The 25,448-nt window shown below is 40.4% G+C and carries 19 protein-coding genes; 4 read left to right on the top strand and 15 right to left on the bottom strand.

Annotated features, from left to right (window positions below; translation table 11 throughout):
- Positions 1–59 precede the first annotated feature (59 nt).
- The 7 genes from HUK49_RS01705 to HUK49_RS01675 form a co-directional block, all read right to left on the bottom strand.
- Positions 60–6,299, bottom strand: coding sequence for a DUF1542 domain-containing protein (locus HUK49_RS01705; RefSeq protein WP_235980913.1), 6,240 nt, complete (start codon positions 6,297–6,299; stop codon positions 60–62).
- Positions 6,184–8,205, bottom strand: coding sequence for a pectate lyase-like adhesive domain-containing protein (locus HUK49_RS01700; RefSeq protein ID WP_191912421.1), 2,022 nt, complete (start codon positions 8,203–8,205; stop codon positions 6,184–6,186). The genes HUK49_RS01705 and HUK49_RS01700 overlap by 116 nt, the downstream gene beginning before the upstream one ends.
- A gap of 20 nt (positions 8,206–8,225) precedes the next feature.
- Positions 8,226–8,447 (bottom strand): YSIRK-type signal peptide-containing protein, encoded by a 222-nt coding sequence (locus tag HUK49_RS01695; RefSeq protein WP_191912420.1) that lies wholly within the window; start codon positions 8,445–8,447, stop codon positions 8,226–8,228.
- A gap of 349 nt (positions 8,448–8,796) precedes the next feature.
- Complete coding sequence (locus HUK49_RS01690) at positions 8,797–10,302, bottom strand: DEAD/DEAH box helicase (RefSeq protein WP_191912419.1); 1,506 nt, start codon at positions 10,300–10,302, stop codon at positions 8,797–8,799.
- A gap of 64 nt (positions 10,303–10,366) precedes the next feature.
- The gene (locus tag HUK49_RS01685) at positions 10,367–11,749 is read right to left on the bottom strand and encodes a UDP-N-acetylmuramoyl-tripeptide--D-alanyl-D-alanine ligase (protein ID WP_191912418.1); all 1,383 of its coding nucleotides are present in this window, start codon (positions 11,747–11,749) and stop codon (positions 10,367–10,369) included.
- 163 nt (positions 11,750–11,912) lie between these two features.
- Complete coding sequence (gene htpX / locus HUK49_RS01680; protein ID WP_191912417.1) at positions 11,913–12,812, bottom strand: zinc metalloprotease HtpX; 900 nt, start codon at positions 12,810–12,812, stop codon at positions 11,913–11,915.
- Positions 12,813–12,822: 10 nt separating this feature from the next.
- Positions 12,823–13,386 carry a LemA family protein gene (locus tag HUK49_RS01675; protein ID WP_102168293.1) on the bottom strand — a complete coding sequence of 188 codons (564 nt, stop codon included), beginning with the start codon at positions 13,384–13,386 and terminating at the stop codon, positions 12,823–12,825.
- Positions 13,387–13,525: 139 nt separating this feature from the next.
- Here HUK49_RS01675 and HUK49_RS01670 point away from each other — a divergent pair, with 139 nt between their 5' ends.
- Positions 13,526–13,996, top strand: coding sequence for a low molecular weight protein-tyrosine-phosphatase (locus HUK49_RS01670; protein WP_191912416.1), 471 nt, complete (start codon positions 13,526–13,528; stop codon positions 13,994–13,996).
- 454 nt (positions 13,997–14,450) lie between these two features.
- Here the strand turns inward: HUK49_RS01670 and HUK49_RS01665 are convergent, their stop codons facing one another.
- The 8 genes from HUK49_RS01665 to HUK49_RS01630 form a co-directional block, all read right to left on the bottom strand.
- Positions 14,451–15,164 (bottom strand): class A sortase, encoded by a 714-nt coding sequence (locus HUK49_RS01665; protein ID WP_191912415.1) that lies wholly within the window; start codon positions 15,162–15,164, stop codon positions 14,451–14,453.
- Positions 15,165–15,233: 69 nt separating this feature from the next.
- Complete coding sequence (locus tag HUK49_RS01660) at positions 15,234–16,133, bottom strand: alpha/beta hydrolase (RefSeq protein WP_191912414.1); 900 nt, start codon at positions 16,131–16,133, stop codon at positions 15,234–15,236.
- The gene (locus HUK49_RS01655) at positions 16,126–17,436 is read right to left on the bottom strand and encodes a PTS transporter subunit EIIC (protein ID WP_191912413.1); all 1,311 of its coding nucleotides are present in this window, start codon (positions 17,434–17,436) and stop codon (positions 16,126–16,128) included. The genes HUK49_RS01660 and HUK49_RS01655 overlap by 8 nt, the downstream gene beginning before the upstream one ends.
- A 133-nt stretch (positions 17,437–17,569) precedes the next feature.
- The gene (locus HUK49_RS01650; RefSeq protein ID WP_003717829.1) at positions 17,570–17,815 is read right to left on the bottom strand and encodes a type B 50S ribosomal protein L31; all 246 of its coding nucleotides are present in this window, start codon (positions 17,813–17,815) and stop codon (positions 17,570–17,572) included.
- A gap of 96 nt (positions 17,816–17,911) precedes the next feature.
- Complete coding sequence (locus HUK49_RS01645; protein WP_191912412.1) at positions 17,912–19,186, bottom strand: UDP-N-acetylglucosamine 1-carboxyvinyltransferase; 1,275 nt, start codon at positions 19,184–19,186, stop codon at positions 17,912–17,914.
- Between the two features lie 236 nt (positions 19,187–19,422).
- Positions 19,423–21,033: a CTP synthase gene (locus HUK49_RS01640; RefSeq protein WP_191912411.1), complete on the bottom strand. Its 1,611-nt coding sequence runs from the start codon at positions 21,031–21,033 to the stop codon at positions 19,423–19,425.
- Between the two features lie 173 nt (positions 21,034–21,206).
- A complete protein-coding gene (gene rpoE / locus HUK49_RS01635; protein WP_191912410.1) occupies positions 21,207–21,752 on the bottom strand; it encodes a DNA-directed RNA polymerase subunit delta in 546 nt (181 codons plus the stop codon).
- A gap of 44 nt (positions 21,753–21,796) precedes the next feature.
- Positions 21,797–22,207 carry a YwiB family protein gene (locus HUK49_RS01630; RefSeq protein WP_326515747.1) on the bottom strand — a complete coding sequence of 137 codons (411 nt, stop codon included), beginning with the start codon at positions 22,205–22,207 and terminating at the stop codon, positions 21,797–21,799.
- A gap of 148 nt (positions 22,208–22,355) precedes the next feature.
- Between HUK49_RS01630 and HUK49_RS01625 the strand changes: the two genes are divergently transcribed.
- Genes HUK49_RS01625 through yidA form a run of 3 tightly spaced genes read left to right on the top strand, consistent with a single transcriptional unit; the run spans position 22,356 to position 25,369 of the window.
- Positions 22,356–23,183, top strand: a complete 828-nt coding sequence (locus tag HUK49_RS01625) for a lipoate--protein ligase family protein (RefSeq protein WP_191912409.1) — start codon at positions 22,356–22,358, stop codon at positions 23,181–23,183.
- The gene (locus HUK49_RS01620; RefSeq protein ID WP_191912408.1) at positions 23,184–24,551 is read left to right on the top strand and encodes an HD domain-containing protein; all 1,368 of its coding nucleotides are present in this window, start codon (positions 23,184–23,186) and stop codon (positions 24,549–24,551) included.
- Positions 24,548–25,369 (top strand): sugar-phosphatase, encoded by an 822-nt coding sequence (yidA, locus tag HUK49_RS01615; protein ID WP_191912407.1) that lies wholly within the window; start codon positions 24,548–24,550, stop codon positions 25,367–25,369. The genes HUK49_RS01620 and yidA overlap by 4 nt, the downstream gene beginning before the upstream one ends.
- Positions 25,370–25,448: the final 79 nt, after the last annotated feature.

Raw genomic sequence — 25,448 nt, 5'->3', positions numbered from 1 at the left:
GTCTTCCTTCTTCTTACCTAACTTGGTAAAGCCGAAGAGACCGGCTAGACTAGCAGCTGCTAAGCCAACTGCACCAAGATTAGTATTAGTTTGCCAGTCTGTGGCAATTGAGCTGCTTGCTTATTAGCATTAATCCGAACAGCATTCTTACCATTTAGACCAGTAGCAGAAACCTTTGCACCATTTGATTGACTTGTTGTAGCACCAGTTACTGAACCGGCTTGACTACCATTATTATTCGTAGCTTCACCTGAACCATTATCAATGGTACTACCGTTGTTGCCTGATTGTCCATTTTGGTTATCTGAACTAGTAGCAACCTTAATACTATTAATTGCTGCGATTCCGGCATTCATTGCATTGTTTACTTCAGCAGCATTATCAACACTATCAATGCTCTTCTTAGCGGTGTCAGCAATTACCTTGACCTCATTCTTCAAATCGGCCTTTTCCTGATCGCTTAAGTTGCTTGCATCAATTTCAGCATCCTTATTCTTAGCAGCCTGATCAATTGCGTCCTTAGCAGCATCCTTGGCATCAGTGATGCTTGGAATATTAATGTTGTTAATCTTCTGAACACCATTATTTTGTGCCTGTTCAACCTGGCTTGCTGTTGTTGCATTATTGATCGCTTGCTTAGCCTCATTAGCAACCTGGTCAACTTGCTTATTTAAATCAGCAGCTTGATCAGCGGTAATGGTACCAGCATCTTGAGCAGCCTTAATGGCATCCTTCTTGGCTGCGGCAGCGTTGTCAATGGCAGTATTGGCAGCATTCTTAGCATCTGTCAGATTAGTAGTTGGCACTGATGGAATCTTAATATTATTAATGTTATCAATACCATTGTTCTGTGCCGTAGTTACTTCATCAGTAGTCGTAGCCTTAGCAATATTGCTCTTAGCTGTTTGTACTTGTTGGTCAACTTGCTGATCTAAGGCTTGCTTTTCAGCATCAGTTAATGGTGATTTAGCAATTTCAGCCTTCTTACCAGCGGCAGCATTATCAATTGCTGCATTAGCAACATCCTTGTCAATTGCTAATTGACCGTTATCAGTAGCCTTCTTAACATCACTGTCAGTATTAGCATTATTGATCGCTTCTTGAGCAGTCTTAGCATCCTGATCAATTGCGTCCTTAGCTGCTTGCTTTTGGTCATTAGTCAAGTTAGTATCTTGATCAATTGCCTTCTTAGCGTTATCAACAGCATCCTTAAGATCAGTTGTTGCTTTGGCCTTGGCATCTGAAGTTTCTGAGATAGTAATCTTGTTGATGTTATCAATACCATCATTCTGTGCCTTAGTTACCCCAGCATCAGTTGAAGCATCATCAATCGCCTTGTTAGCAGCTGTTTGGGCGTCACTAACTTGCTTCTTCAAGGCAGCCTTTTCTTCGCCAGTTAAGTCTGAGCTGTCAATTACTTTATTCTTGGCCTCGGCAGCCTTAGCAACCGCATCCTTAGCTTCCTGTTGCTTCTCAGCCAAACTTGGAACCTTGATGTTGTTAATATCATTCAAGCCCTTAGTTTCAGCATTCTTAACAGCATCATTAGTTGTAGCGTCCTTGATTGCCTTAGTAGCATCATCAGTAGCCTTATTTACCTGATCAGTTAAAGCTTGTTTCTCTTGGTCAGATAAGTTCTGAGCATTATTGATCTCATCAATCTTAGCGTTCTTAGCAGTTTCGATTGCATTAGTAGCATCATTTTGAGCACCATCTAAGGTTGGGATAAACAAATCAGTGATTTGCTTAATTGCATCGTCACGTGTTGAAGCAACTGCATCATTAGTTGTAGTTGCTGGATCATTAATCTTAGCAATTGCATCATTAGCAATCTTATCTACCTGATCAGTTAAACTCTTTTGTTGATCTGCACTTAAGTTCTTAGCATCACTAATTTGTGTATTCTTAGCTGCTTGTACTTGCTTAATTGCGTTAATAGCATCTTGTTTAGCTTGATCTAAGCTTGGAACAGCAACATTAGCAATCTCTTCAATACCCTTGTTTTGAGCATCATTTACGGCATCGTTAGTGGTTGCCTTGGTGATGTTGTCCTTAGCAGTATTTGCGGCATCGGTTGCCTTGTTAATCAAGTCTTGCTTTTCTTGATCACTCAAGTTAGAAGCATTGTTGATTTCATCAGTCTTAACTTGTAAGGCATGATCAATTGCTGAGTTAGCTGCTTTCTTGGCATCATCTAATGAAGTAAAGGTAATTCCTTTAATATTTTCAATACCCTTATTTGCTGCATCTTGTGCATCAGCATTAGTGGTTGCATTTTCAACATTGCTTTTAGCAGTGTTTGCAGCTTCTGTTGCTTGATCAACCAAGTTCTTCTTTTCAGTATCATTCAAGTTTGATGCATTATTGATTTCATTTACTTTAGAATTCAAAGCATCATCAATTGCTTGGTTAGCATTCTTCTTGGCATCGTCAAGGCTAGGAATAGCAATGTTTTCAATGTCTTGAGCACCGGTATCAGCTGCCTTCTTGGCATCATCATTAGTCTTAGCATTGTTGATGTTGTTAATAGCATCGGTTGCAGCCTTAGTAGCGTCATTAATTAATTGCTGCTTTTCATCATCTGACAAGTTGGAAGCATTATTAATCTCTGTCTTCTTCTCATCTAAGGTCTTATTAATTAAATCAGTGCTTTCCTTCTTGATGTCAGACAAACCAGGAATAGTTACATCAGCAATTGCTTTTTCACCATTAGTTTGAGCAGTAATTACAGCTGAATCGCTGGTTGCATTCTTAATGTTGTCCTTAGCAGTGTTAGCAGCATCGGTAGCCTGCTTAATCAGATCCTGCTTCTCTTGAGCGGTAATGTTAGTAGCGTTATTGATTTCATCAGTCTTGTTTTGAAGAGCTTTATCAATCGCAGCAGTAGCATTGTCCTTAACAGAAGAAGTAGTTGGAATCTTAATGTCGTTAATAGCCTTAACGCCATTTTCTTGAGCGGTTGTTACCTCTGCTGGAGTAGTTGCACTAGCAATATTTTGCTTAGCATTCTCACCAGTTTCCTTGATCAAATCAGTCAAGGTCTTTTGCTCATCAGTAGTTAATGGCGCCTTAACGTCCTTAATCTTACCAGCCACTGCATTATCGATTGCAGCATCGGCGACTGTCTTATCAATTGCAAGCTTACCGTTATCAGCGGCATTATTGACATCAGCATCGGTCTTAGCGTTGTCAATGGCATCTTGAGCGTTCTTAGCATCAGTATCAATTTGATCCTTAGCGGCTTGCTTTTGATCATCGGTTAAATTGTCGTCCTGGTCAATTGCTTGCTTAGCCTTGTCAGCGGCATCAGTAATGTTACTCTTAGCCTGATCCTTAGCTGTTGAGTTAGTTGGGACCTTGATACCGTTAATTGCGGCAACACCTTTTTCTTGGGCTGTTGCTACAGCTGAGTCAGTAGTTGCTTTAGCAATGTTGTCCTTTGCAGTCTTTACTTCGTTAGCTACTTGATCACGCAACTTGTTTTGCTCATCAGTAGTTAATGGAGAGTTAGCAATTTCTTTGTTCTTGCCAGCTGCAGCGTTGTCAATGGCAGCATTCGCTACTGTCTTGTCGATGGTAACTTTACCGGCAGTTGCAGCAGAAGTTACAGCATCGTTGCTAGTAGCCTTATTGATTGCTTCTTGAGCAGCGCTAGCATCGCTATCTACTTGAGCTTTAGCTGCTTTTCTTTCATCTTCAGTTAAGTTAGTATCTTGATCGATTGCTGCCTTAGCTGCATCAACAGCATTAGTTAAATCAGCAGTAGCTTTTTCCTTAGAAGTTGACTTAGTTGGAATCTCGATATTTTGGATATTTGAAATTCCCGTATTCTTAGCATTTGTTACTGCAGTGTTAGTTTTAGCATTATCAATTGCAGTATCCGCTGCATTTTGTGCATTGGTTACCTTTTGTTTCAATGCAGCTTTTTCTTCATCAGTTAAGCTTGAAGCATCAATTGCTTGATTCTTTTTAGCGGCTTCTTGAGCTACGGCTTCCTTTGCAGCAGTTTTAACTGCTGAGTCAGCTGGGACTGAAATCTTGTTGATATTACCAACACCTGCTTCTTGAGCGGTCTTTACTGCTTCATTAGTCTTAGCACTATCAATTGCAGCATTGGCATCATCTTGAGCCTTAGTTACTTCTTGCTTTAATGCAGCCTTTTCTTCAGCAGTTAAGCTTGAAGCATCAATTACTTGATTCTTTTCATCAGCGGCTTTTGCTACAGCATCTTTTGCTTCCTGCTTTACTGCTGATTCAGTTGGTACTGGAATAGCATCGATCGCGTCAGCACCAACTTGACCTGCTTGAGCAGCTTCATCATTAGTAGTGGCTTGAGCAACTTTGTCTTTAGCCTCATTTGCGGCAGTGTTAGCTTTATTAGTTAATTCAGTCTTTTCATCAGTGGTTAAGTTTTGTGCAGCATCAATTGAATTTAACTTCTTAGTTAAAGCATCATCAATTGCTTTATTCGCTGCATCTTTTGCATCAGCTAAGCTAGTTGGAACAACCTTTCCAATTTCAGTAACGCCGTCTTGACCTGCTTTGGCTACGTCTACATTGGTCGTTGCTTTATTGATATTATCCTTGGCAGTGTTAGCTGCGGTAGTTGCCTTGTTAATCAAAGATTGCTTTTCAGTGTCACTAAGGTTATTAGCCTGATTAATAAGTTCTTTTTGACTAGCAAGAGCATCATCTACTGCCTTAGTTGCTTCTTGTTTGGCAACGTCTAAGCTTGGCACAGTAACTTTGTTGATATTTTCAATACCTGTATTCTTGGCAGTAGTTACATCACTAGTAGTCGTTGCATTCTTAATATCATCTTTGGCCTTATTAGCTGCTTGAGTTGCTTCATTAATCAAACTAGTCTTTTGATCTTGATCAATGTTAGCTGCTTGATTAATTGCTGTAGTTTTATCTTTTAGTTCATTATTAATTGCAGCAGTTGCATCAGTTTTTGCAGTTTCAAGATTGGTAGTACCGTTCAAATCACTAATAGCATCATTGATAGTCTTTACGGCATTATCTACTTCTGCTTGAGTAGCATTTGGCTTGGTCAGAATACTTTGACCAGCGGTGATTGCATTAGTAAGTGCTTCTTGTTTAGCTTGATCAGCATCAGTGTAATCACTAGTTTGTTTAGCGTCATTAGCAGTAGCTATAGCCTTATTAAGGGCATCAGTATTGGTTGCCTCACCCTTCAAATTACCTTTAGTAGTGGTAATTGCATCTAAAGCACCCTTGATTTGATCAGCTGTTGCATTGGTATTATCCAATACTGCTTGACCATCAGTAATTGCTTTGTTGTAAGCTTCTTGAGCTTCATCAGTGCCGTTGTAGAAAGCAGGTGTCTCTCGTACAGTTGGTGCTTCATTAACAGCAGCTTCAAGAGCAGCCTTGTTAGCGGCATCTGTCTTGGTATCACCATTTAACTTACTGTTTGCTTCCTCAAGTTTTTGCAATGCTTGATCTACTTGATCCTGGGTTGCATCAGTGTTATCCAAGACTGACTTTGCATTAGTAACTGCATTGTCGTAAGCAGTCTTTTGAGCTTCATCAGCGTTAGTGTAGTTATTACTTGCCTTTACAGTATCAGAATTCTTAACTGCTGTTTCAAGAGCAGCCTTATTAGTTGCCTGACCATTTAAAGCAGACTTGGCAGTATTGATTGCAGTTAATGCATCAGTAAGACTCTTTACTGTAGGGTTTGATGCCTTTAGAGCATCACTACCAGCTGTGATTGCATCAGTATATGCTGTTTGCTTAGTAGAGTCGGCATTGTAGTATGCTGCTGTCTTTTCGATAGCTGGTGCTTCATTAACAGCATCCTGAAGAGCCTGCTTTGCACTATTGAGATCACCATTTAAGCCATTCTTAGCATTATTAATAGCTTTAATTGTGTCTTGAAGTTGTTCCGAAGTAGCACTTGTATTTTGAAGAAGTGTGTTACCGTTCGAAATAGCGGTAGTATAGGCTTCCTTTTGCTCTGTACCAGCATTAGTAAAGTTAGCATCTGCTTCAACAGTAGGAGCTTCATCAACTAACTTTTGCAATTGATCACGGTAAGAGCTAGTCATCCAGTCAGAAACTGTCTTAGTATCCGTATCACTGGCTACAAAGTCCTTGGCAGCATATACAGAAACTTGGTCAGTGTCCTTTAATTTACCAAGGTTAACAGTGAACTTGCTATCTGCCCCCTGTTTCAGTAGTGTAAGGAACTTGAGAAGAAGTTGGATCTCCAGTTTCTCCAGCTGTCCAAAGAGTTTGTGAATCTGTTGGAGCAACTTGGTGAACTGTGCCATTTACTGATACATAAACATATGCGCCCTTATTATCAGCAGTATTTGCATTACCACTCATGGTGTAAGTTCCGTCAGCATTCTTAACAAAACTTACATTAGATAAGTTAACTTCTTCACCAGCAGCAACTAAATTAATCTTGTTTTTAGCATTATTACCAGCAGTTCTAGTTGCTGTAGTTGTAGCTTCATCATAACTAGTAACTTTAGTAACAGTTGGCGTACCATCACTAGCATAAGTAATGTCAATTTCACCGATTGGCTGACCATCAGCTGAGGTCTTTACACCCTTAAATTGAACTTTACCGTTCTTAATTGCAGTGGCACCATCTGGCATTGAAATATTAAATAATTCTGGTTGAGTTGAAGTAAAGGTACTACCACTACCAAGTGATACACCAGTAGCCTGGGTGCCATCACCAGTTACATTGAAAGTACCGTGGTGGCTAATAGCGATTGTTGAATTTCCATTTGAAGTAACAACTGAACCCTTGTAATCACCCATGTTAGTAGCATTAGCCTTGAATGAACCACCATTAACATTGATGGTGGCATTACCGTTGATGTAAACCGGATCATCCCAGCCTTGAGAGCGGTAATATGGTGTACCATCAGAATTAATGTTCAAATTACCATTAACATTAATCGTTGCACCAGAATTCAAGTAAAGAGCTCCAGAAAGGTACTTATCTTCGGTATTCTTTGTCAAGTTAATGTCTAGGTTACCACCCTGATCAATGTTCAAAGTAGTATCACCATTTGAAGCAATCCCACGGGCAATACTATCCATACTCATCCCATTAAGTTGTTCTGGGCCATTTTGAGTATGTGGATTTAAGGAAACTTGGGCACCATTCTTAACATTGATCGTTGTTGTTCCCCTATCAACTTCAAGAACATTCGAGTTAGTAGTGGTTAAGGTAACATTACTTCCAGAATTAAAGTTAATCGTATTTGTTCCAGCAGCAAATTGAATTACCTGTTGAGTATTACCACCCTGGCTGGTTTGAGACTTATTATTTAGCGGACTGGTATATGAACCCACTGAATGAGCAGTAACATTACCATCAAAGTTAACTGTCGTGTTATATCCAGAATCAGTATAAATTAATTGTGACCCGGTGTAGTTAACATTATCAAAAGTATATGATCCAGCACTTCTAACAATACCGAAATAACTTCTACCATATAAATCTAAGTCTTTGAAAGTAACTCCATAATCGTTACTGTACATGTTAAAGCCATAACCGTTAAAGTCTACAGTATAGTGCTTACCATCAGCAGATTGAATTATGATGTTACGTTTATTAGAAATATTGGTATTGGTGTACTGGCTGCTAGTCTTTTCACCTAAATCAATATTCTTCCCAATATTAATTGTCGTTGCGGTTCCCTTTTGAATTGCATCAATCAATTCTTGGGCAGTATTAACGGTTATCGTATTTTCATCGTTAGTAGCCGCTTTCGTTTGCACTAAGGAAGCCTTCGCTGCTTGAGCCTTAAGAACGCTTCCCTTAGTAAGACTTAAATTAGTAGTCTTGGCATCGTTCGCCTTAATATCATTGTTTTCTTCATTCTTTACAGCTGTTTGATCAGTCGTGGTTGATTGATCCTTAGAAGTGGTTGAAGCATTATCATCCGCTGCTACCTTCTTTGCTGAAGTAGCTTGATCGTTATTTGTCTTAGCTGCTTGATCTTCAGAAGCTTGGTCGGTCTTTGATTCAGTAGCTGACTGCTTGTCGGCATTCAGTTGAGTCTTGGCACCATCAGAAGCATCTGTCTTCGCATCAACACTTGCTTGATCTTCAGTCTTTGTTTGTGCTTGAGCAGTTGTTTGGTCATCAGATTGTGCAGGTGTTGTTGTCTTAGCTGATGATTCGGTTGTAGCTTGGTCAGTCTTAGCGGTCAAAGTAACCTGCTTCTGATCAACTAAGGATGACCCCCCTCATTGGTTTTCTGGGTGTCAGCTGCCTGATCGCCGGCATTAGTAGTATCAGCGTGAGCGACTAGTTGTCCACCGCCATATACACTAAAAGTTACCCCTAAAAGGACAGAAGCAACACCAACATTTAACTTTCGTAAGCCAAACCGTTGCTTTTCGTTCTTCCGATTCTTGCTTGCAATTAATTTCCGGTTATTCTTTGATACCATTGAATATCCTCCCCTAATTTTGTTAACTACAACAAAATCGATTACTTACTCCAAAATTAGTTACTTATGATTAACTAATCATACTATCAGTCAATAAACTAATAGTTAATTTATACTTTCTTCGTAAAGCAATCGATTATCCTATATTTCATTTCCTTTTGATAAACATTTTCCTGATTAGTAAATCGAAAAATTTTTTCAAAATTACTACACAATTAGTTTAACTTATTGGTAACTTATAAGCAATTAACTTTACTTACTATCAATTAGTCCTAAATAAAAAAAGCAATTCAGAGGTATCAGTTTAACTAAATCTCTGAATTGCCTTAAATTTTAAATCTCAGCTAGTCTAATCTTCCCGATGACGGATATTAAACGCATGTCGACTAGAATGATTACTACCATGATTATCGTGACGACGGGAACGACTCCGACCACCGTTGTTATGGCGACGATGACTACCATAGTTGTTATGGCGATGCTCACGTGGACCACGGTAACCATGTCCTGAGCGCCCATTACGGTGATTCCGCCGTGGTAATGGCCGTTCTGGTGTGATTTTAACTGGCACATCACTAGCTGGTTCCTTAGTCATTTCATTCAGTAATGCAGCAACCAAATCGGTGGCATCGTGGGTTGCTAATAACTTCTCTGCAGACTCTTGGTAACGTTCCGTGGAATCTTGAGAAATCAGCTCATCAATATCATTAAAAGCACTGGCAACTTGCCCCTTAAATGCTTCCTCAGCCGTTGGTGGCTTTAATGGGAGCATCCGAACCCGGGTTAATTTTTCGATTTCTCGCAGGTAATCCATTTCATTTGGTGTAACAAATGTTAAAGAAACACCATGATGTCCGGCACGACCAGTCCGGCCAATTCGGTGAACATAGCTGTCCGGATCTGACGGAATATCGTAGTTGTATACGTGGGTTACCCCGGAAATATCTAATCCCCGCGCTGCCACATCGGTTGCAACAAGGATATCCAGTTCACCGCGTTTGAATTGCTTCATGATCTTAGTCCGGCGATCCTGACTTAGATCACCATGGATCCCAGCTGCATTATAGCCACGAGCAATTAGCCCCCGTGATAATTCATCAACCCGGCGCTTAGTCCGACCAAAAACAATGGTAAGATCTGGATCCTGAACATCAATCAGCCGAGTCATAATATCAAACTTTTCGTAGTCCCGAGCTTTAACGTAATATTGATCAACTAAATCAGTTGTTAATTCCTTTGCTTTAATCCGCACCATTGTCGGGTCAGTCATAAACTTAACCCCGATCTTCTTAATTTCTGGTGGCATTGTGGCGGAGAATAAGAGTGTTTGCCGATCAGCAGGTGTTTGGTTGATAATCGCTTCAATATCATCCAAAAATCCCATATTCAGCATTTCATCCGCTTCATCGAGCACTAATGTTTTGATGTGGTCTAGCTTTACCGTATGGCGGTTCAGGTGATCACGGAGTCGTCCCGGCGTCCCCACAAGGATTTGCGGGTGTTGCTTTAAGTTCCGGATTTGGCGACGGATATCAGCCCCACCGTATACAACTTGCACCCGAACATGCTTATCTTTCCCTAAACGGAATAGTTCCTCTTGAGTTTGGATCGCTAATTCCCGAGTTGGCGAGATGATAATTGCTTGAATATTAGGGTTATCCGTATCAACGTGTTCAATAATTGGCAACCCAAACGCAGCTGTTTTCCCCGTACCTGTCTGTGCTTGACCAATTACGTCTTGTCCCTTTAATACCATTGGAATGGTTTGTTCTTGAATCGGTGTTGCTTCTTCATAACCACTCCGTTTGATTGCCTTTAATAAACTATCTGACAATCCTAATTCACTAAACTTCAAATATGTTCCTCCTAAAAATTACCAGCCGACTAAACAAGCTCTGTCTGTCGGCTGGTCTTGCTATCTATTTTGTTGTTAATTCAGCTAAAACTTTCTCTAAGTGAATCCCGTGGCTAGCCTTTAATAATACGAGATCATCGGCATTAATCGTTGCCTGTAAATCTGCCACTAGCTTGTCCAATTCAGTCGTGGAATAATGGTGAATTGCTGAAGCAGGGTAGTCCTGCTCTTCTAAGGCATTTCGAAGATTTTCCATCTCTGAACCAACAAGGTAAACTTCTTCGATCTTTTTAGGATCAATATTAGCGGCTAAACTAGCATGAAGCCGTGCTGAGGCATCCCCTAATTCAAGCATATCACCCAAAACAGCGATCCGCTTACCAGCTGTTGGCAATTCTTCAATCGTCTTCAAGACTTGCTTAGCAGCTGTCGGGTTGGAATTATAAACGTCACTCAGAATTTTCTCCCCTTGAGCACCGTCAACCCACTCTGCACGATTTTCAGTTAGTTCAACATTCTTCAATGCTTTCTTGATGTGTGCTGGCGTAATGTGAAGCTGTTTGCCAACCGCAATTGCGGCTAATGCATTATTAACATTGTATTCACCAACCATTGGGATTGTGAATTCCTCATCCGGCCATTCGTTAACCTTAAAGTCGATTGAAGTCTCGTGCTGTTTAACACTCGTTGCGTAGAAATCATCAGTTAATTGGCGACCAAATGTAACCTTGCGTTGTTCAACATTAGCTGCGCGTTCTTGAAGCAATGGTTCATCACCATTAAAAATGAAAGTTCCATCTTCTTTTAAGCCATGAACAATCTCCATCTTTGCATCAGCAATCTTGTCCCGTGTCCCAAAGAATTCGATATGGGCCTCGCCAATCATTGTTATTACCGCGAAATCAGGGGACACTAACTTACTCAAGAAATCAAGCTGACCAGGACGATCCATCCCCATTTCAACTACAACAACCTCGGTACTGGATTCCATATTCAAAAGAGTTACCGGTACCCCAATCTCATTATTGAAGTTCGCGTGAGTCTTTGTAACGTTCAACTGGGTACTGAGGATTGAAGCGGTCATATCCTTAGTAGTTGTCTTACCATTACTCCCAGTAACCGCAACAACGATTGGGTTAATTTTATGTAAGTAGTACTTACTTAATTGTTGTAATGATTCAAGCGGATCATCAACGACAAGAATTGGTTGGTCCTCTGTCGTTGTTACATCGTGATCACTTGCCCATAGAGTTGCAACTGCGCCGTTTGCAAAAGCGCTCTCAACATATTGGTGGCCATCTTGGGCTCCTTGAAGTGGAATAAATAATGCTCCTGAATCAAGTTGTCGACTATCAAAGGCGACACTCGTAATTTCAACATCTTTCCATTGTTCAATATTGTTTTCTGCGCCGATTGCCTTCGCAATTTCGGCCAATTTCATTTTCATGGAAAAGCTCCTCTATCTCCTATATCTAAGTCTAGCTTATTAAGTATATCACACTATTAGAGTACGAGTCAGCTACTTAGATCTCGATTTGCTACAAAAAAGCGACCTTATCCCAAACCGAATAAGGTCGCCATGATACTTGTATGAATAAAAACCTAAATACCTACATCTCCTCTAATCGTGCAATCCGTTCCTCTAGGGGCGGATGAGTGTCAAAGAGGTGCGCAAATCGTTTATGACGGCGGTTAAGTTCTGGATCACTAATATAGAGTGATGAACTACTTGGTGCAACGTTCTTCATCGGTTGCGCATTTTGCAGTTTTTGTAACGCGCTAATCAAGCCATGAGGATTCCGTGTTAACTCCACGGCCCCAGCATCAGCTAAATACTCTCGATTACGCGATAATGCCATTTGAGCAATCGAAGCAGCTAACGGAGCCAAGATAATTAACAAAATCGAACCAATGATGGCAAAAATACCAATCGCACTATCATCGTCGTCATCCGACCTCCGCCCACCGCCAAACCACCAGAAATTACCGGCAAAATTAACTAAAGCCGTAATCGCTGCTGACAGGGCGAGCGCAATTGTTTGAAGTCGAATATCATAGTTGCGCACGTGACTCATTTCGTGTCCCATCACGCCCTCTAATTCTTCCCGGTTCATTATTTGGAGAAGACCTGTTGTTGCGGCAACTGCAGAGTGTTGGGGATCATTTCCCGTAGCAAACGCATTAGGGCTTGGATCATTAATGATAAATACTCGTGGCATCGGAACTTGAGCAACCATTGCCATATCTTCAACGACATGCCAAAGTTCAGGCGCTTCCTGTGCCGAATGAACTTCCTGAGCATTATTCATGTTCATTACTACATCGGTTGATTGGCTAACCATGACCGACATATAAATTACTGCCAGAACTCCGGCAATTATAATTCCCCCTACTGCTGTTCCCGCAAATAGGTAACCAATTGCCGCACCAATTAGTGCTACAAGAATTAAGAACCCGGCCAAAACAAAAATTGTTTTTCGCTTATTTTTAGCTATTTGTTGGTATAACATTAGGCATCACCTAATTATCAAATGAAACCTTTGGTACTTCTTTTGTTTCCTTTGGCACTTGAAGGTAATCCATCTGCTTAAAATGATGAATTTTGGCAACAATGTTACTTGGAAATGATTGAATTTTAGCATCCAAGTTAGCAACAGTTGAATTGTACAGTTGACGAGAATAAGCAATCTTATTTTCAGTGTTGCTTAACTCTTCCATTAATGATTGATACTGGGTACTAGCCTTCAAGTCAGGATAATTTTCAGCAACCGCAAATAAGGAGCGTAATGTTCCTGTCAATTCATTAGAAACCGCCATTTTTTGTGCGTGATCATCATCTGGAACATTTTCTAATTGGCTCCGTAACTGGGTAACCTTTTCTAAGGTGCTTGCTTCGTATTTGCTGTACCCCTTAACCGTTGAAACCAAGTTAGGAATTAAGTCATTCCGTCGTTGGAGCTGAACATCAATTTGACTCCAGGACTCCTGAGCATGAGTCCGTAATTGTACTAGACCGTTGTACAGGCCAGCATAAAGAGCAACTAGTAACACAATAATTACAATGACAACAATTGTCGCTACCATTTCTCTTCCTCCTCTATTATTTTTTAGTAACAATTATAATATCAAATTGATCATTTAAGAGCGATACTTAAATCATCAATTTAGCAAAAAATTAGCAAATCCGGTATGATGAAAGAAAGATAACTATGAGGTGGTTAAAATGAAAATTATTTTTGTCTGTCTCGGCAATATCTGCCGTTCTCCAATGGCAGAGGCAATGTTCCGCCAAATGGTTGCTCAAGAACATTTAAGCGACCAAATTGAAATTGATTCCGCAGCTACTAGCAATGAAGAAGAAGGCAATTCTCCTCATCCTGGTGCACAAAAGACAATGCGTCACCATCACTTAGATCCCAGCGGCCTGGTTTCCCGCCCCATCACAAAAGCTGACTTTGACTCCGCTGACTATATTGTCTGCATGGACGATATGAATAAACGCAACCTCTTGCGAATGGCCCCAGCGATCGATCGTTATAAGATCTACCAGGTATACGACATTGTTCCGGGAAAAGAAGGCACAGTAATTCCCGATCCTTGGTATACCCACCGCTTTGAGGACACTTACCACAGCCTTGCTGAAGCCCTCCCGTTCTGGTTGAAGAAACTAAGTCATGAAATTAAAGCCCAGTAAATTTCCGCCAAGTATTGCTAGATTCTTGTGGTATAGTATAGTTACGATTTATGGAAAGCGAGGCAATTATTATGACAAAGTACGTTGTTGAATTAAACGAAGAAGATTACCAAATGATCAAGGACTGTCATTCAAAGAACCCTTCATTAATGAAGGCAATGGATGAAGCAAAAAAGGTTGAAAAATAGAGTGCGAGCCAGCAGAGAACTTGCGGAAAGCTAACAATTTCTCCCGACTGGATGCTGAAAGCATCCGGGAGGGAGGTTGTTAGCTCTAGCAAGTTCCTGGCGAGCAGTTCTTGACTAAGTTGCAATAGAACGTTAGCTCGAGGAAGGTTAGTGCGAGCACGTTTTGACTAAATTGCAGTAGAACCGTCATTAGCTCAAGGTTCTCGAAAAATAAAAAGGATGCATGATAGAAGCCATTAACGATTCTTGTCATGCATCTTTTTTATTTATGAATTTCTTCCTGTCGTATACTTACTGCTAAAATTATGCTGTACTTGCTGAGGGGCTTCATTAAATGGCATCTTCTTAACAAAGCTACCGCGAACCATTAATCGGCGAGCACCGGTTTCATCACAAGTAATCAGAGTAATAATCTTATTCTTGGTATTATTAACTACCTCAACCTGTGAAGGCGAGATAATCTTCCGTTCATAAATTTTGTATTCATAAACGTTCTTCAAGTCAGTAATGTACACTTTTTGACCAACCTTAGACTTAGAATACAGGGGAGAGAACAAAACCTTACTACCGTTAGCCATATTATGACCAGCCAACGCATAGTTACCTTCCCCCATCTTCATGTTTGGTCGTAGTGTCCCGGCTGCTAAAGCTAACGTTGTGTTATCAACACCATTAGCAATCGGAATTGTCATGTCAATTGCTGGCACAGTAATCTCACCAATAATGTTAATTGGTTGTTTCTTTGCTCGTGCCCTTGCAACGGTCTGTAAGCTTAGATCCTGTGCATTGCTATAGTCGTAGTTAGCACTGCTTTGCTTACTTTGATTCTCTTTAATTGCTTGACGAGTGATCTGCGGTCGATAACTTTCAGTTAAGTAATACTTAATTTGCTGGTTAAAAATGAGAACTACCGCAATTAATAGCAAGATAACTACCGCGGTCCAGCGCAGCCATCCCCGTGATTTTTTTTGTTGTTTCATCCTACTTATCCCTCTTGTTCAATTAGATAGACATAGTATAACCTGTTTTCCATCTTTTGAACAGAAACTTTAATTATCACTGTTCTTCCTACTTCCGTCGTTCCTACTTACCGGATTATTTGGATTTCGACCATCAAGGAGGTACTCCTCAATCATCTTAACGATTTGTTTATTTTGGGGCAAATCAGAGTGTTGCGCCTCATCACCGGTTACTGTCATCGCCGTATAATGAGCAACTTGTTTTTGAAAAATATACTTTCCTGCTTGAACACTTTCTTCTGGTACCAAACCATCAGAATCATAATTTTCCGTCCCGGCAATGGAAAAGACATTTAACGTTTTTGGCAGCTTATCACGATACTTTATTAATTCCGTGAACATTTGAGTAGGCGTTTGAATCGACTTTTCAGCAAAGTTATATGGTGTTCCGAGAGTCATTAAACTTTTAATTTTAATATTATCCTGATAGTTAGCGTAATAGTGTTCTAACCAATACGTCCAGATTAATCCACCATTTGAATGAACAAACGCCTTAAAGTTATTAAAGTAATACTGGTCAGTCAATTCATCAAATGCATCGTTTAGCATTGCTGCCTGTTTTTTGATGTTTGAAAGACCGTCCTTATTGTTTTCAAAACTAATAATAATAAATGGTTCGTTATCATTTCGGGCAATCGTTCCATTGTAACTAATCTTGCCATTGTTATATACTTCCAATTTCAAAACACTATGTTTTTTATCAGTATCCTTATTCAATAGCTCAATCAACTGATTAAACCGTTCCTTCGTTGCAGAACTACCAGGAACCATAATTACCGGGGACATTCGTGACTTTTCTTGAAGAGCTAAATAGCGGTTAGTATGCTTCATCCAAAAATAGGTTGGTAAGGCAATCAGGACTAAAACAATAATGATTGATATTAGGATGCGCCGACTTTTTTTCCGGAGACTTCCATCACCTTTAACCATAGTAGTCCACCTCCAAAGAGTCTAAGTATAATTCTTTATCAAAGTGATCAATAATTTTAACAAACGGAACGAAACACCACACATCCAGGACAAATAGCGCTAATGTAAAAATCAGTACCCACCAATTACCATTACTAGCAACAAAGCTAATCAGTGGCCCTGGCGTCCCTACCAGAACAGGATATGGAGTTGGTGGGATTAAATGAATCGCAATTGCTCCCGCAGCAATTAAAATATTGACAACTGGTAATATTAAAATCGGCAAGAGGTAAAGCGGGTTCATAATAATCGGTAAGCCAATCATCGCTGCATATTCTGAATTAAAAAGTGTTGGTAGCAGTGTCCACCGAGCAACTTGGTGTTGTCCCTGGCTTCGTGAAGTAATAATAATGGCCACTGTAAGAGCAAGTAACAGTCCGTTGCCACCAAAATTAGCGAATGAATTATACAATGAACCCCCGAAAAACGGGTAAGGAACATTCCATGAGGAGCCATGCCGCAAAGCATAGCTCAGGTTACTAGCAAACGGCCCACCGCTTAAGATTGCACCCGAGTTAGCAACGTTCCCTAAACCTAACCAGTCAAAAATTGTTACCAAAGTAGTTCCAGCAATCGTCAGGAGAATCCCTTGATTGTTGTGCCCTACTGTTACCATTTGTGAATAAACGCCCCGTAATACTTTACTTAACCAGCTAAAGTTTAAAATATAAGTAAAGATAATTGCTAATACAACGGAGGCTACCAATGGCTTCATTGCATAAAGCGACCGTTCACGAACACTGATAATTTGGTTGGTCTTCTGAAAATTACGTTCGATTCCTAACCAGTGATAGATTTGCCCAATCGCGTAACCCACAATCAAGGCAATCAATAAACTCTGCGTTCCGAGAAGACGCCAATTGAAGGCAATTGCTCGATCCACCGGTGCGTGATCATAGCGAAAGGCGATAATTAAAATAACAATAATTCCCGTTGCCCCAGCTAGCTGCGAATCACGATGGTAGATTCTTGCAGTATATTTTGCGGCAGCGTAGGCAACTAAAATCCCAAACAGGTTAAATGTAATCTTACTAACTCCGATAAAAGCAGCTTGTAGATTTGTCATGATCCATTCTGGAACCCAAACACCAAGGTAAGCCACATTATAGAATAGACCATCTTGACTAAGAAAAGTTCGATATATCATCTGTGAAAACGAACCAAGTAATGCGAATGGAAATAGCATTGATAAAGTCTGACGAACTACCCGAAAAAACGAGCAGTTATTTAGCTTCATTATTATCTTTATTAAGCGACGAATCATCTAGTCATCATTCCTTTTAAAAACTAGCTTTATTATACCTACCGTTGTGTTACTTTTGTTAATCCTATTAGTAATTTTAAAGAAAAAAAGACGTTGGGAACTCCCAACGCCTTTTTGAAAAATAAAGTATGTCTTACTTGAGACCGTACTTCTTGTTGAACTTGTCCACAGCACCATCTGCTTGGGTAAACTTTTGCTTACCAGTGTAGAATGGGTGTGAATCAGAAGTAACTTCAACCCGTACTAATGGGTATTCATTACCGTCTTCCCACTTGATAGTTTCGCTTGAGGTTACAGTAGAACCTGAGAGAAACTTGTAACCAGTAGATGCATCTTGGAATACTACTGGATGATAATCTGGATGAATTCCTTGTTTCATAATTTATTACGCTCCTTTTGCCATGAATCATTGCCTGAAACATAGATAATCAACCCTAACAGAATAACATGGATCCATTATCGATGCAATAGACAATTAGATTTTTACTGAGCTGTCATCTTCGATAGATACTTTTGCGCCCAACCGGTTTAGCTTCCAAACAATTCGGTCATAACCACGAAGGATATTTCCAGCATTGTTAATGACCGTTGTGCCTTCCGCCATTAAGCCGGCAATTGTTAGCGAAGCTCCAGCCCGGATTTCTCCAGCAGAAACTTCCGCACCATGAAGCTGATCAGTATGTTTAATAACGATCATTCCGTCATGTGCTTCAATCTTCATTCCCATCTTTTGTAATTCAGGAATATGCTTAACCCGCTTTGGATAAATTGTATCAACAACTGTACTATCACCTTCCGCAAGCGACATCAATGGCGTAAGCGGTTGTTGCAAATCAGTTGCAAATCCAGGGAACGGCATCGTCTTAACGTGAATTGCTTTGAGTTGCTTAACTCGCGGAACATAGATTTTATCGCTATCAATTTGCAAGTCGACGCCCATTTCAATCATCTTACTGGTAAATGATTCTAGGTGTTCTGGAATGACGTTATGAACCATTACACCATCACCAACCGCTGCTGCCATTGCTAAGTAAGTTCCTGATTCAATCCGGTCAGCAATGATAGTATGAGTATTCATTGATTGTAAGGTGTCTACCCCGTTAATCCGAATTGTGTCCGTTCCAGCACCACGAATTTGGGCACCCATATTGTTTAAAAAGGTTGCTAAATCAATAATTTCAGGTTCTTTCGCGGCGTTCTCAATCACGGTTGTTCCTTCCGCGCGAACAGAAGCCAAGATGGTATTAATCGTTGCCCCAACCGATACCATATCTAAGAAAATCCGGGTACCGTGAAGACCATTTGGTGCGTCCAAATGAACGGTTCCGTTGTTTTCACTAACAGAAGCGCCTAATGCCTTAAATGCTTTCAAGTGCTGATCAATTGGTCGTGGTCCAATATTATCTCCACCAGGGAATGTCAACGTTGCCCGATGGAAGCGTCCTAAAAGAGCACCCATAAAGTAATAAGAAGCTCGCAAACTCTTAATTGCCTTACTTGGAAGTTCAGCTTCAATGATCTGAGTCGGATCGATTTCCAAAAATCCGTGAGTGAATGATGATTTAACGTTCATCGATTCCAAGATGATCATTAAGTTGTGAACATCCAAGATATCTGGAACAGTATCAAATTCAACTGGAGTATCAGCTAAAATTGCTGCTGGGATCAAAGCAACAGTACTGTTCTTGGCACCACCGATCGTAACTTCGCCCGAGAGTCGGTTTCCTCCTTGAATGATCATTCTTTTCATGTCCGTGTTTCCTCACTTAAAATTTCTATGATTTTATAATATTTTTAATTTAATTTTAGCTAAACATTGTTTGTTTCTCAAACAAAACAATCAATAACAATAATAATTAATAATTTAACAAATTACAACCTTTTGCAGGCAATCTTAAACAATTTTGAAAGCTGTTTTTTTCCGCAAAAAAAGCTCCCAAGATAAGTCATAATTCTCATCCCTATCCTGAGAGCAGTTAAAAGAAATTAATTATTCTTATTTTCAACAGCAGCCTTAACAAATGCCTTAAATAAACCTTCTGGGTGGCTTGGCCGTGATTTAAATTCTGGGTGATATTGAGCAGCAACAAAGAATTTCTTCTCTGGCAATTCAACAACTTCAACTAAGTTCCGGTCTGGGTTAACCCCTGAAACAACCAGGCCGTGATCCTCCATCTCTTGACGGTAATCATTGTTAAATTCGTAACGATGACGGTGCCGTTGACTAATCATCTTTTGGTTATCGTAAGCTGCAGCTGCAACAGTTCCTGGCTTCAACTTACATGGGTAAGCACCTAACCGTTGAGTACCTCCCACATCTTCAACGTCTTCCTGATCAGACATCAAGTCGATAATGTTGTGCTCAGTATTTGGATCAAATTCAGTTGAGTTTGCATCCTTATAACCAAGGACATCACGGGCAAATTCAATACATGCGGTTTGCATTCCAAGGCAGATTCCCAAGTAAGGGACATCGTTTTCACGAGCATACTTAATTGCAGTAATCATTCCTTCAATGCCCCGACTACCGAAACCACCTGGAACAAGGATCCCATCATAATCCTTAAGGGTATCAGCAACATTCTCTGAATTAATGTTTTCAGCATTAAAGTGATCAATATCAACCTTAGCATCAACTGGGTAACCAGCATGACGAAGAGCTTCGTTAACGGAGATGTATGCATCTTGGAGATCAGTGTACTTACCGACCATGGCAATCTTAACGGTCTTCTTCAAATCATTTTCGATGTGGTTTACCATATCAGTCCATTCACGCATGTCAGCAACTGGACAATCAAGGCCAAAGTGGTCAACTACTAATTGATCCATCCCTTGTTTTTGAAGGTTTAATGGAATTTCGTATAACGTATTTACATCCATTGATTCAATTACGGCTTTAGGATCAACATCACAGAATAGGGCAATCTTGGTCCGCATTTCATCAGTGATTGGTTTTTCGGTCCGAACAACCAGGATGTTTGGCTGAATTCCTAAACCACGTAATTCACGAACACTGTGCTGAGTTGGCTTGGTCTTCATTTCACCAGCTGCCCGAAGGTATGGAACTAAGGTCGTGTGAATGTATAAAACATTGTCATCGCCGACTTCTTCCTTCATTTGGCGAATAGCTTCCATAAATGGTTGTGATTCAATATCACCAACGGTTCCACCAATTTCGGTAATAACAACTTCAGCGTCAGTACTTTCACCCGCACGCTTAATCTTATCCTTGATTGCGTTAGTAATGTGTGGAATAACTTGAACAGTTCGACCCAAGTAATCACCACGACGTTCCTTCCGTAATACTTCAGAGTAAATCTTCCCAGTTGTAACGTTTGAGTACTTGTTTAAGTCGTTGTCAATAAACCGTTCATAATGACCTAAATCCAAATCAGTTTCGGTTCCATCATCAGTAACAAAAACCTCACCGTGTTGGTATGGACTCATGGTTCCTGGATCAACGTTAATGTATGGATCAAATTTTTGAATAGCAACCTTTAAGCCACGGTTCTTTAATAGGCGACCCAGGGAAGCAGCAACAATTCCCTTGCCTAGTGATGATACAACTCCACCGGTTACAAAAATGTATTTAGTCATCGCGTAATTTTCTCCTTTTTGTTTTTTAATGGGGTTAATAATATAGAAAAGACTCCCCATTTCTACTGAAACAGGGAGCCAACATTTTAACGAACGATTACCTGTAATTCACAGGCGCCCAAGAAAGATAATACAGGCTCGGCATCAGATAGTCAAGAACAAAATATTAAAAATTATTCTTCATCATCGTCATCGTCGTCTTGCAGCTCAGATAATTGACCTTCAATACCATCATCAAGGCCATCATCATCGTCGTCATCATCGTCGTCATCATCATAATCTGTGTTATCGTCATCATCCTGATCATCAAGATCTTCATCTTCAGGATCATCGTTATCGTAATCAATAACATCATCATCAGAGTTAGAGTCAGCTAAGAAGGCATTAACCTTACGACGCTTTGTCTTTGGACGATCGTCCTCTTCATCATCTTCATTTTCACCAACGGTTGCTTCGTCGATTGATTCGTATGGGTACCATGCACGCAGACCCCAAGTGTTATCACCGAGGGAGATAAAACTGCCGTCAATGTTCAAATCAGTGTAAAACTGAGAAAGTCGTTCACGAATCTCTTCATCACTCTTACCAAGGTATTGTTGAACTTCATTAGTTAAATCAACAAATGCCATTGCTTCGCCGTGGTGTGCGAGAATAGCGTGGGCAACTTCGATCATTGAAAGTTCTGATTTGTCTTGGCCGTCAAAAATCTTTAAATCCAAATTGGTGCACATCCCTTCAAAAGTCTAAACTACAGTATACAATGCTAGGCAGCAAATTGCAATTGAACTTGGTAAGTTCCAATTAATTGTTCATTCGCGGTTAATTGGTATTCCAAATCGATTGAACCATTAACGTCTTGTGGATCAAATTCTACTGCTAACCGGTTTGTTGTAACCAGCATTCCAATAATCCCATATTCTGTTCGGTAACGGGTTTTTGTCGGTGCTGATAATTGAAATTCAAAGTCTGTTTCCCGGATACCGCTTCGCCTTAAGTGAAGCTGGTCCGTTCCAAGGCGAAACTGAACCGGAGTAGCTGTTCCGTCTTGATGTTCCTGATAGCGCAGATAATACTTACCATTTAATTCAACAAATTGTCCCTGTTCGTCAAAATGGTATTGGTCACGCTGACCATCTTGTTCCATCGTGGTCGTTAATTGAATATGAACTGGCACTACACGTTTGATACTAAGGACCTCCCATTTATTAAATATCTTGCCCTGATTATAACTGTTTTTTGTCTCTGAATGTTATTATTCAACCTAGTTTAGTATAATGAAAATGTTAAATAATACCAGTATTTATAGAAAAGAAGAATTAATTATGATTAACATTTCAAACCAACACGTTGAGCTCTTTGACCAACCATTAAAACCAGCAAATAATCTTTCTTCATTTACATATACTAATGCGATCCTCCGCGCCAGTGATCAATTAGCATCCCCCGTTCTTCATTTCTGGACACTAGAAGACACGATTATTTTAGGATTAAAGGATCAGCGACTTCCATACCTTTCCACCGCATTAAACTACCTTTCTAATAAAGGACTGCACTATTTTATTCGTAATTCAGGTGGTCTTGCCGTTGCCAGTGACTCTGGGATCCTCAATTTTTCTATTTTCCTTCCATGGCACGTCATTGGCGATGAGCTTAAAATTGATGAAGCCTACCAAGTAATGACCGATGTGGTTAGCGCTGCCTATCCTGAACTGACAATTAAAACCGGCGAAATTACCCATTCATACTGTCCCGGGACCTTTGATCTTAGCGTTAATGGGCAAAAAATTGGTGGAATGTCCCAACGCCGGAACAAATCAGGAGTAGTTGTGATGCTGTACCTTAGTGTCAATGGTCCTCAAATGTTACGGGGAGAAGTAATCCGCGATTTCTATACCAAGGGACTACAAAATGAAGAAAATAAATGGCACTTCCCAGATATTTGGCCAACATCAATGACCACCCTCGAAGAACTGCTTGGCAAACCATTAAGTCTCAACGACGCTAGGCAACGCCTGTTAAATATTTTTAATGATCGTGGAGAACAACAACTACAACAAACAATGTGGTCACGGGAATTTATCCAGTACCTAGGCCAAGAATTATCAACAATCACCCGTCTTCAAGAACGCCTTCAGGGGAGGAATAAATAAATGTCCTTTCAGGATGAAAAATTAGCTAAAGAAAAAGTCTTTCGGGACCCGATTCATGGGCAAATCATTGTCGATAACCAGATCCTGCTCGACTTAATTAATACTCCAGAGTTCCAGCGATTACGACGAATCAAACAATTGGGAACTTCCTCGCTCACTTTTCACGGTGCAGAACATTCCCGGTTTGGTCACTGTTTAGGGGTTTATGAAATCACACGAAGAATGTGCAACAGGTTCCAAAGAAATTACCCAACTCGCAAATCTGGTGATGGTCTCTGGGACGACCGGGAACGTCCCGTTGCGCTTTGTGCCGCTCTCTTGCATGATCTTGGTCACGGCCCCTATTCCCACACTTTCGAACACATTTTTCACACGGATCACGAAGCAATTACCCGGGAAATTATTACTAGCTCGTCAACCAACGTTAACCGGATTCTAAGCCGGGTTTCCCCAACTTTTCCAGAAGAAGTTGCGAGCGTAATCGATCATACTTACCATAACCCCCAAGTTGTTCAAATGATTTCCAGTCAGGTTGACGCAGACCGAATGGATTATTTACAACGGGATTCCTACTATACCGGAACTAATTATGGAAAATTCGACCTCGACCGGGTTCTTCTCATGATGCGGCCCATCAAGAGCGGGATTGCCTTTGATATTTCAGGAATGCACGCGGTTGAAGATTATATTATCAGTCGGCTACAAATGTACCTCCAGATTTACTTCCACCCCGTTTCTCGCTCAATGGAAGTAATCCTTGATCACCTTTTAAAACGAGCCAAGTATATTTATCAGCACCCAAGTGAATTTGAACCAGAATTCACTCCCTATATGCTGATGCCATTTTTCAATAATCGATTCACGTTGGACGACTACCTTGCTCTTGATGACGGTGTTCTTACTACCTACTTTAATCATTGGACTCACTCACGAGATGAGATCCTTAATGACCTCGCTAGAAGATTTCTCAACCGACGACCACTGAAGTCTGCCTTGTACGATGAGAAATCCAAGCCGCTTTTGCCAAAGTTGCGGAAGCTAATCCAAACGGCAGGATTCAATAGTGATTACTACACCGCTGTTAATGATAGTTTTAAGCTTCCTTACGATACTTATAACCCGCAAAATTCAAATCCACAAACTCAAATTGAATTAATCCAGCCAAACAGCAACTTAATCGAACTGTCACAGGTTAGCACGCTTGTGGCAAGTGTTTCTGGCAAAGAAGCTGGAGACCAACGATTCTTCTTTCCTAAAGAAATGCTTAATGAACACCAAGATATTGAAATCTTTGAGCCAATCTATGAAGAATTTCAAAGTTATATTCAAAACAACCACATTATTAACCCAAAGGAGCGTAAACAATGACCATTAAACTAGTAGCAATTGATATTGACGCAACCCTGATTAACGACCAGCGACAAATTACCCCTAAAACTAAAGAAGCCCTCGAAGCCGCTAAGCAGCAAGGGGTTAAAGTCGTTCTTTGTACTGGTCGGCCGATGACTGGAGTTAATGCTTACCTTACAGAACTCGGCTTAAACCACCAGGATGACGAATACGTAATTAGTTTTAACGGTGCTCTCGCTCAATCAACTAATGAAAGAGTCCTTGTTAACTATACGTTATCCTTTGATGACTACATTGACTGGCAATCTTTCTGTACCAAGAATAATGTTAAATCACAATTTGAATCTCGTGATTATATCTACACGACTAACCGTGACCTCAGTCCGTGGACAATTCATGAATCCGACCTGGTAAGTATGCCTGTCCGGGTTCGTTCGCTTGATGAGATGGCACATACGCAGGATCAGTATGTTCTTGCCAAGGGAATGATGTTAGGCAATAAAGACGAGTTAGATCGAGTTCAAGCTAAGTTTATTCAGGAGTTTGGCAATCGGTTCACGGTTATTCGCAGTGAAGACTTTTACCTAGAAATTATTAACCACCGGGCAAGTAAGGGAAGTACCCTTAAAGCATTGAGTGAAGAGCTCGGCATTAAGCAAGACGAAGTAATGGCTCTTGGAAATGCTCAAAACGATAATTCAATGATTGAATATGCCGGAATTGGTGTAGCAATGGGAAATGCCGTTCCCGAAACTAAGGCAGTCGCTGATGTAATTACTGACACTAATAATAACGACGGTGTCGGCAAGGCAGTTGAAAAGTACGTTTTACGTTAAGCAAAGTTGAAAAAATAACCACGGGGATGGAAAAAACCAAGCGTTTTTTTCATCCTCTTTCCATATTTAGCGCTCTCCG

Origin of the sequence: Limosilactobacillus portuensis, from assembly GCF_014838735.1 — a bacterium.
Lineage (GTDB): Bacteria > Bacillota > Bacilli > Lactobacillales > Lactobacillaceae > Limosilactobacillus > Limosilactobacillus portuensis.
Note: the sequence above shows the minus strand (reverse complement) of the source record. Positions and strands in the feature narration are given on the sequence as shown.

Coding starts and splice junctions, on each gene's coding strand:
- HUK49_RS01625 (WP_191912409.1), top strand. CDS start 22,356: ATGATTAACATTTCAAACCAACACGTTGAGCTCTTTGACCAACCATTA.
- yidA (WP_191912407.1), top strand. CDS start 24,548: ATGACCATTAAACTAGTAGCAATTGATATTGACGCAACCCTGATTAAC.
- HUK49_RS01705 (WP_235980913.1), bottom strand. CDS start 6,299: ATGGCACAGTTCACCAAGTTGCTCCAACAGATTCACAAACTCTTTGGA.
- HUK49_RS01655 (WP_191912413.1), bottom strand. CDS start 17,436: ATGATTCGTCGCTTAATAAAGATAATAATGAAGCTAAATAACTGCTCG.
- HUK49_RS01640 (WP_191912411.1), bottom strand. CDS start 21,033: ATGACTAAATACATTTTTGTAACCGGTGGAGTTGTATCATCACTAGGC.
- HUK49_RS01675 (WP_102168293.1), bottom strand. CDS start 13,386: ATGGTAGCGACAATTGTTGTCATTGTAATTATTGTGTTACTAGTTGCT.
- HUK49_RS01685 (WP_191912418.1), bottom strand. CDS start 11,749: ATGAAAATGAAATTGGCCGAAATTGCGAAGGCAATCGGCGCAGAAAAC.
- HUK49_RS01665 (WP_191912415.1), bottom strand. CDS start 15,164: ATGAAACAACAAAAAAAATCACGGGGATGGCTGCGCTGGACCGCGGTA.
- HUK49_RS01645 (WP_191912412.1), bottom strand. CDS start 19,186: ATGAAAAGAATGATCATTCAAGGAGGAAACCGACTCTCGGGCGAAGTT.
- HUK49_RS01660 (WP_191912414.1), bottom strand. CDS start 16,133: ATGGTTAAAGGTGATGGAAGTCTCCGGAAAAAAAGTCGGCGCATCCTA.
- htpX (WP_191912417.1), bottom strand. CDS start 12,812: ATGTTATACCAACAAATAGCTAAAAATAAGCGAAAAACAATTTTTGTT.
- HUK49_RS01670 (WP_191912416.1), top strand. CDS start 13,526: ATGAAAATTATTTTTGTCTGTCTCGGCAATATCTGCCGTTCTCCAATG.
- HUK49_RS01695 (WP_191912420.1), bottom strand. CDS start 8,447: ATGGTATCAAAGAATAACCGGAAATTAATTGCAAGCAAGAATCGGAAG.
- HUK49_RS01650 (WP_003717829.1), bottom strand. CDS start 17,815: ATGAAACAAGGAATTCATCCAGATTATCATCCAGTAGTATTCCAAGAT.
- HUK49_RS01620 (WP_191912408.1), top strand. CDS start 23,184: ATGTCCTTTCAGGATGAAAAATTAGCTAAAGAAAAAGTCTTTCGGGAC.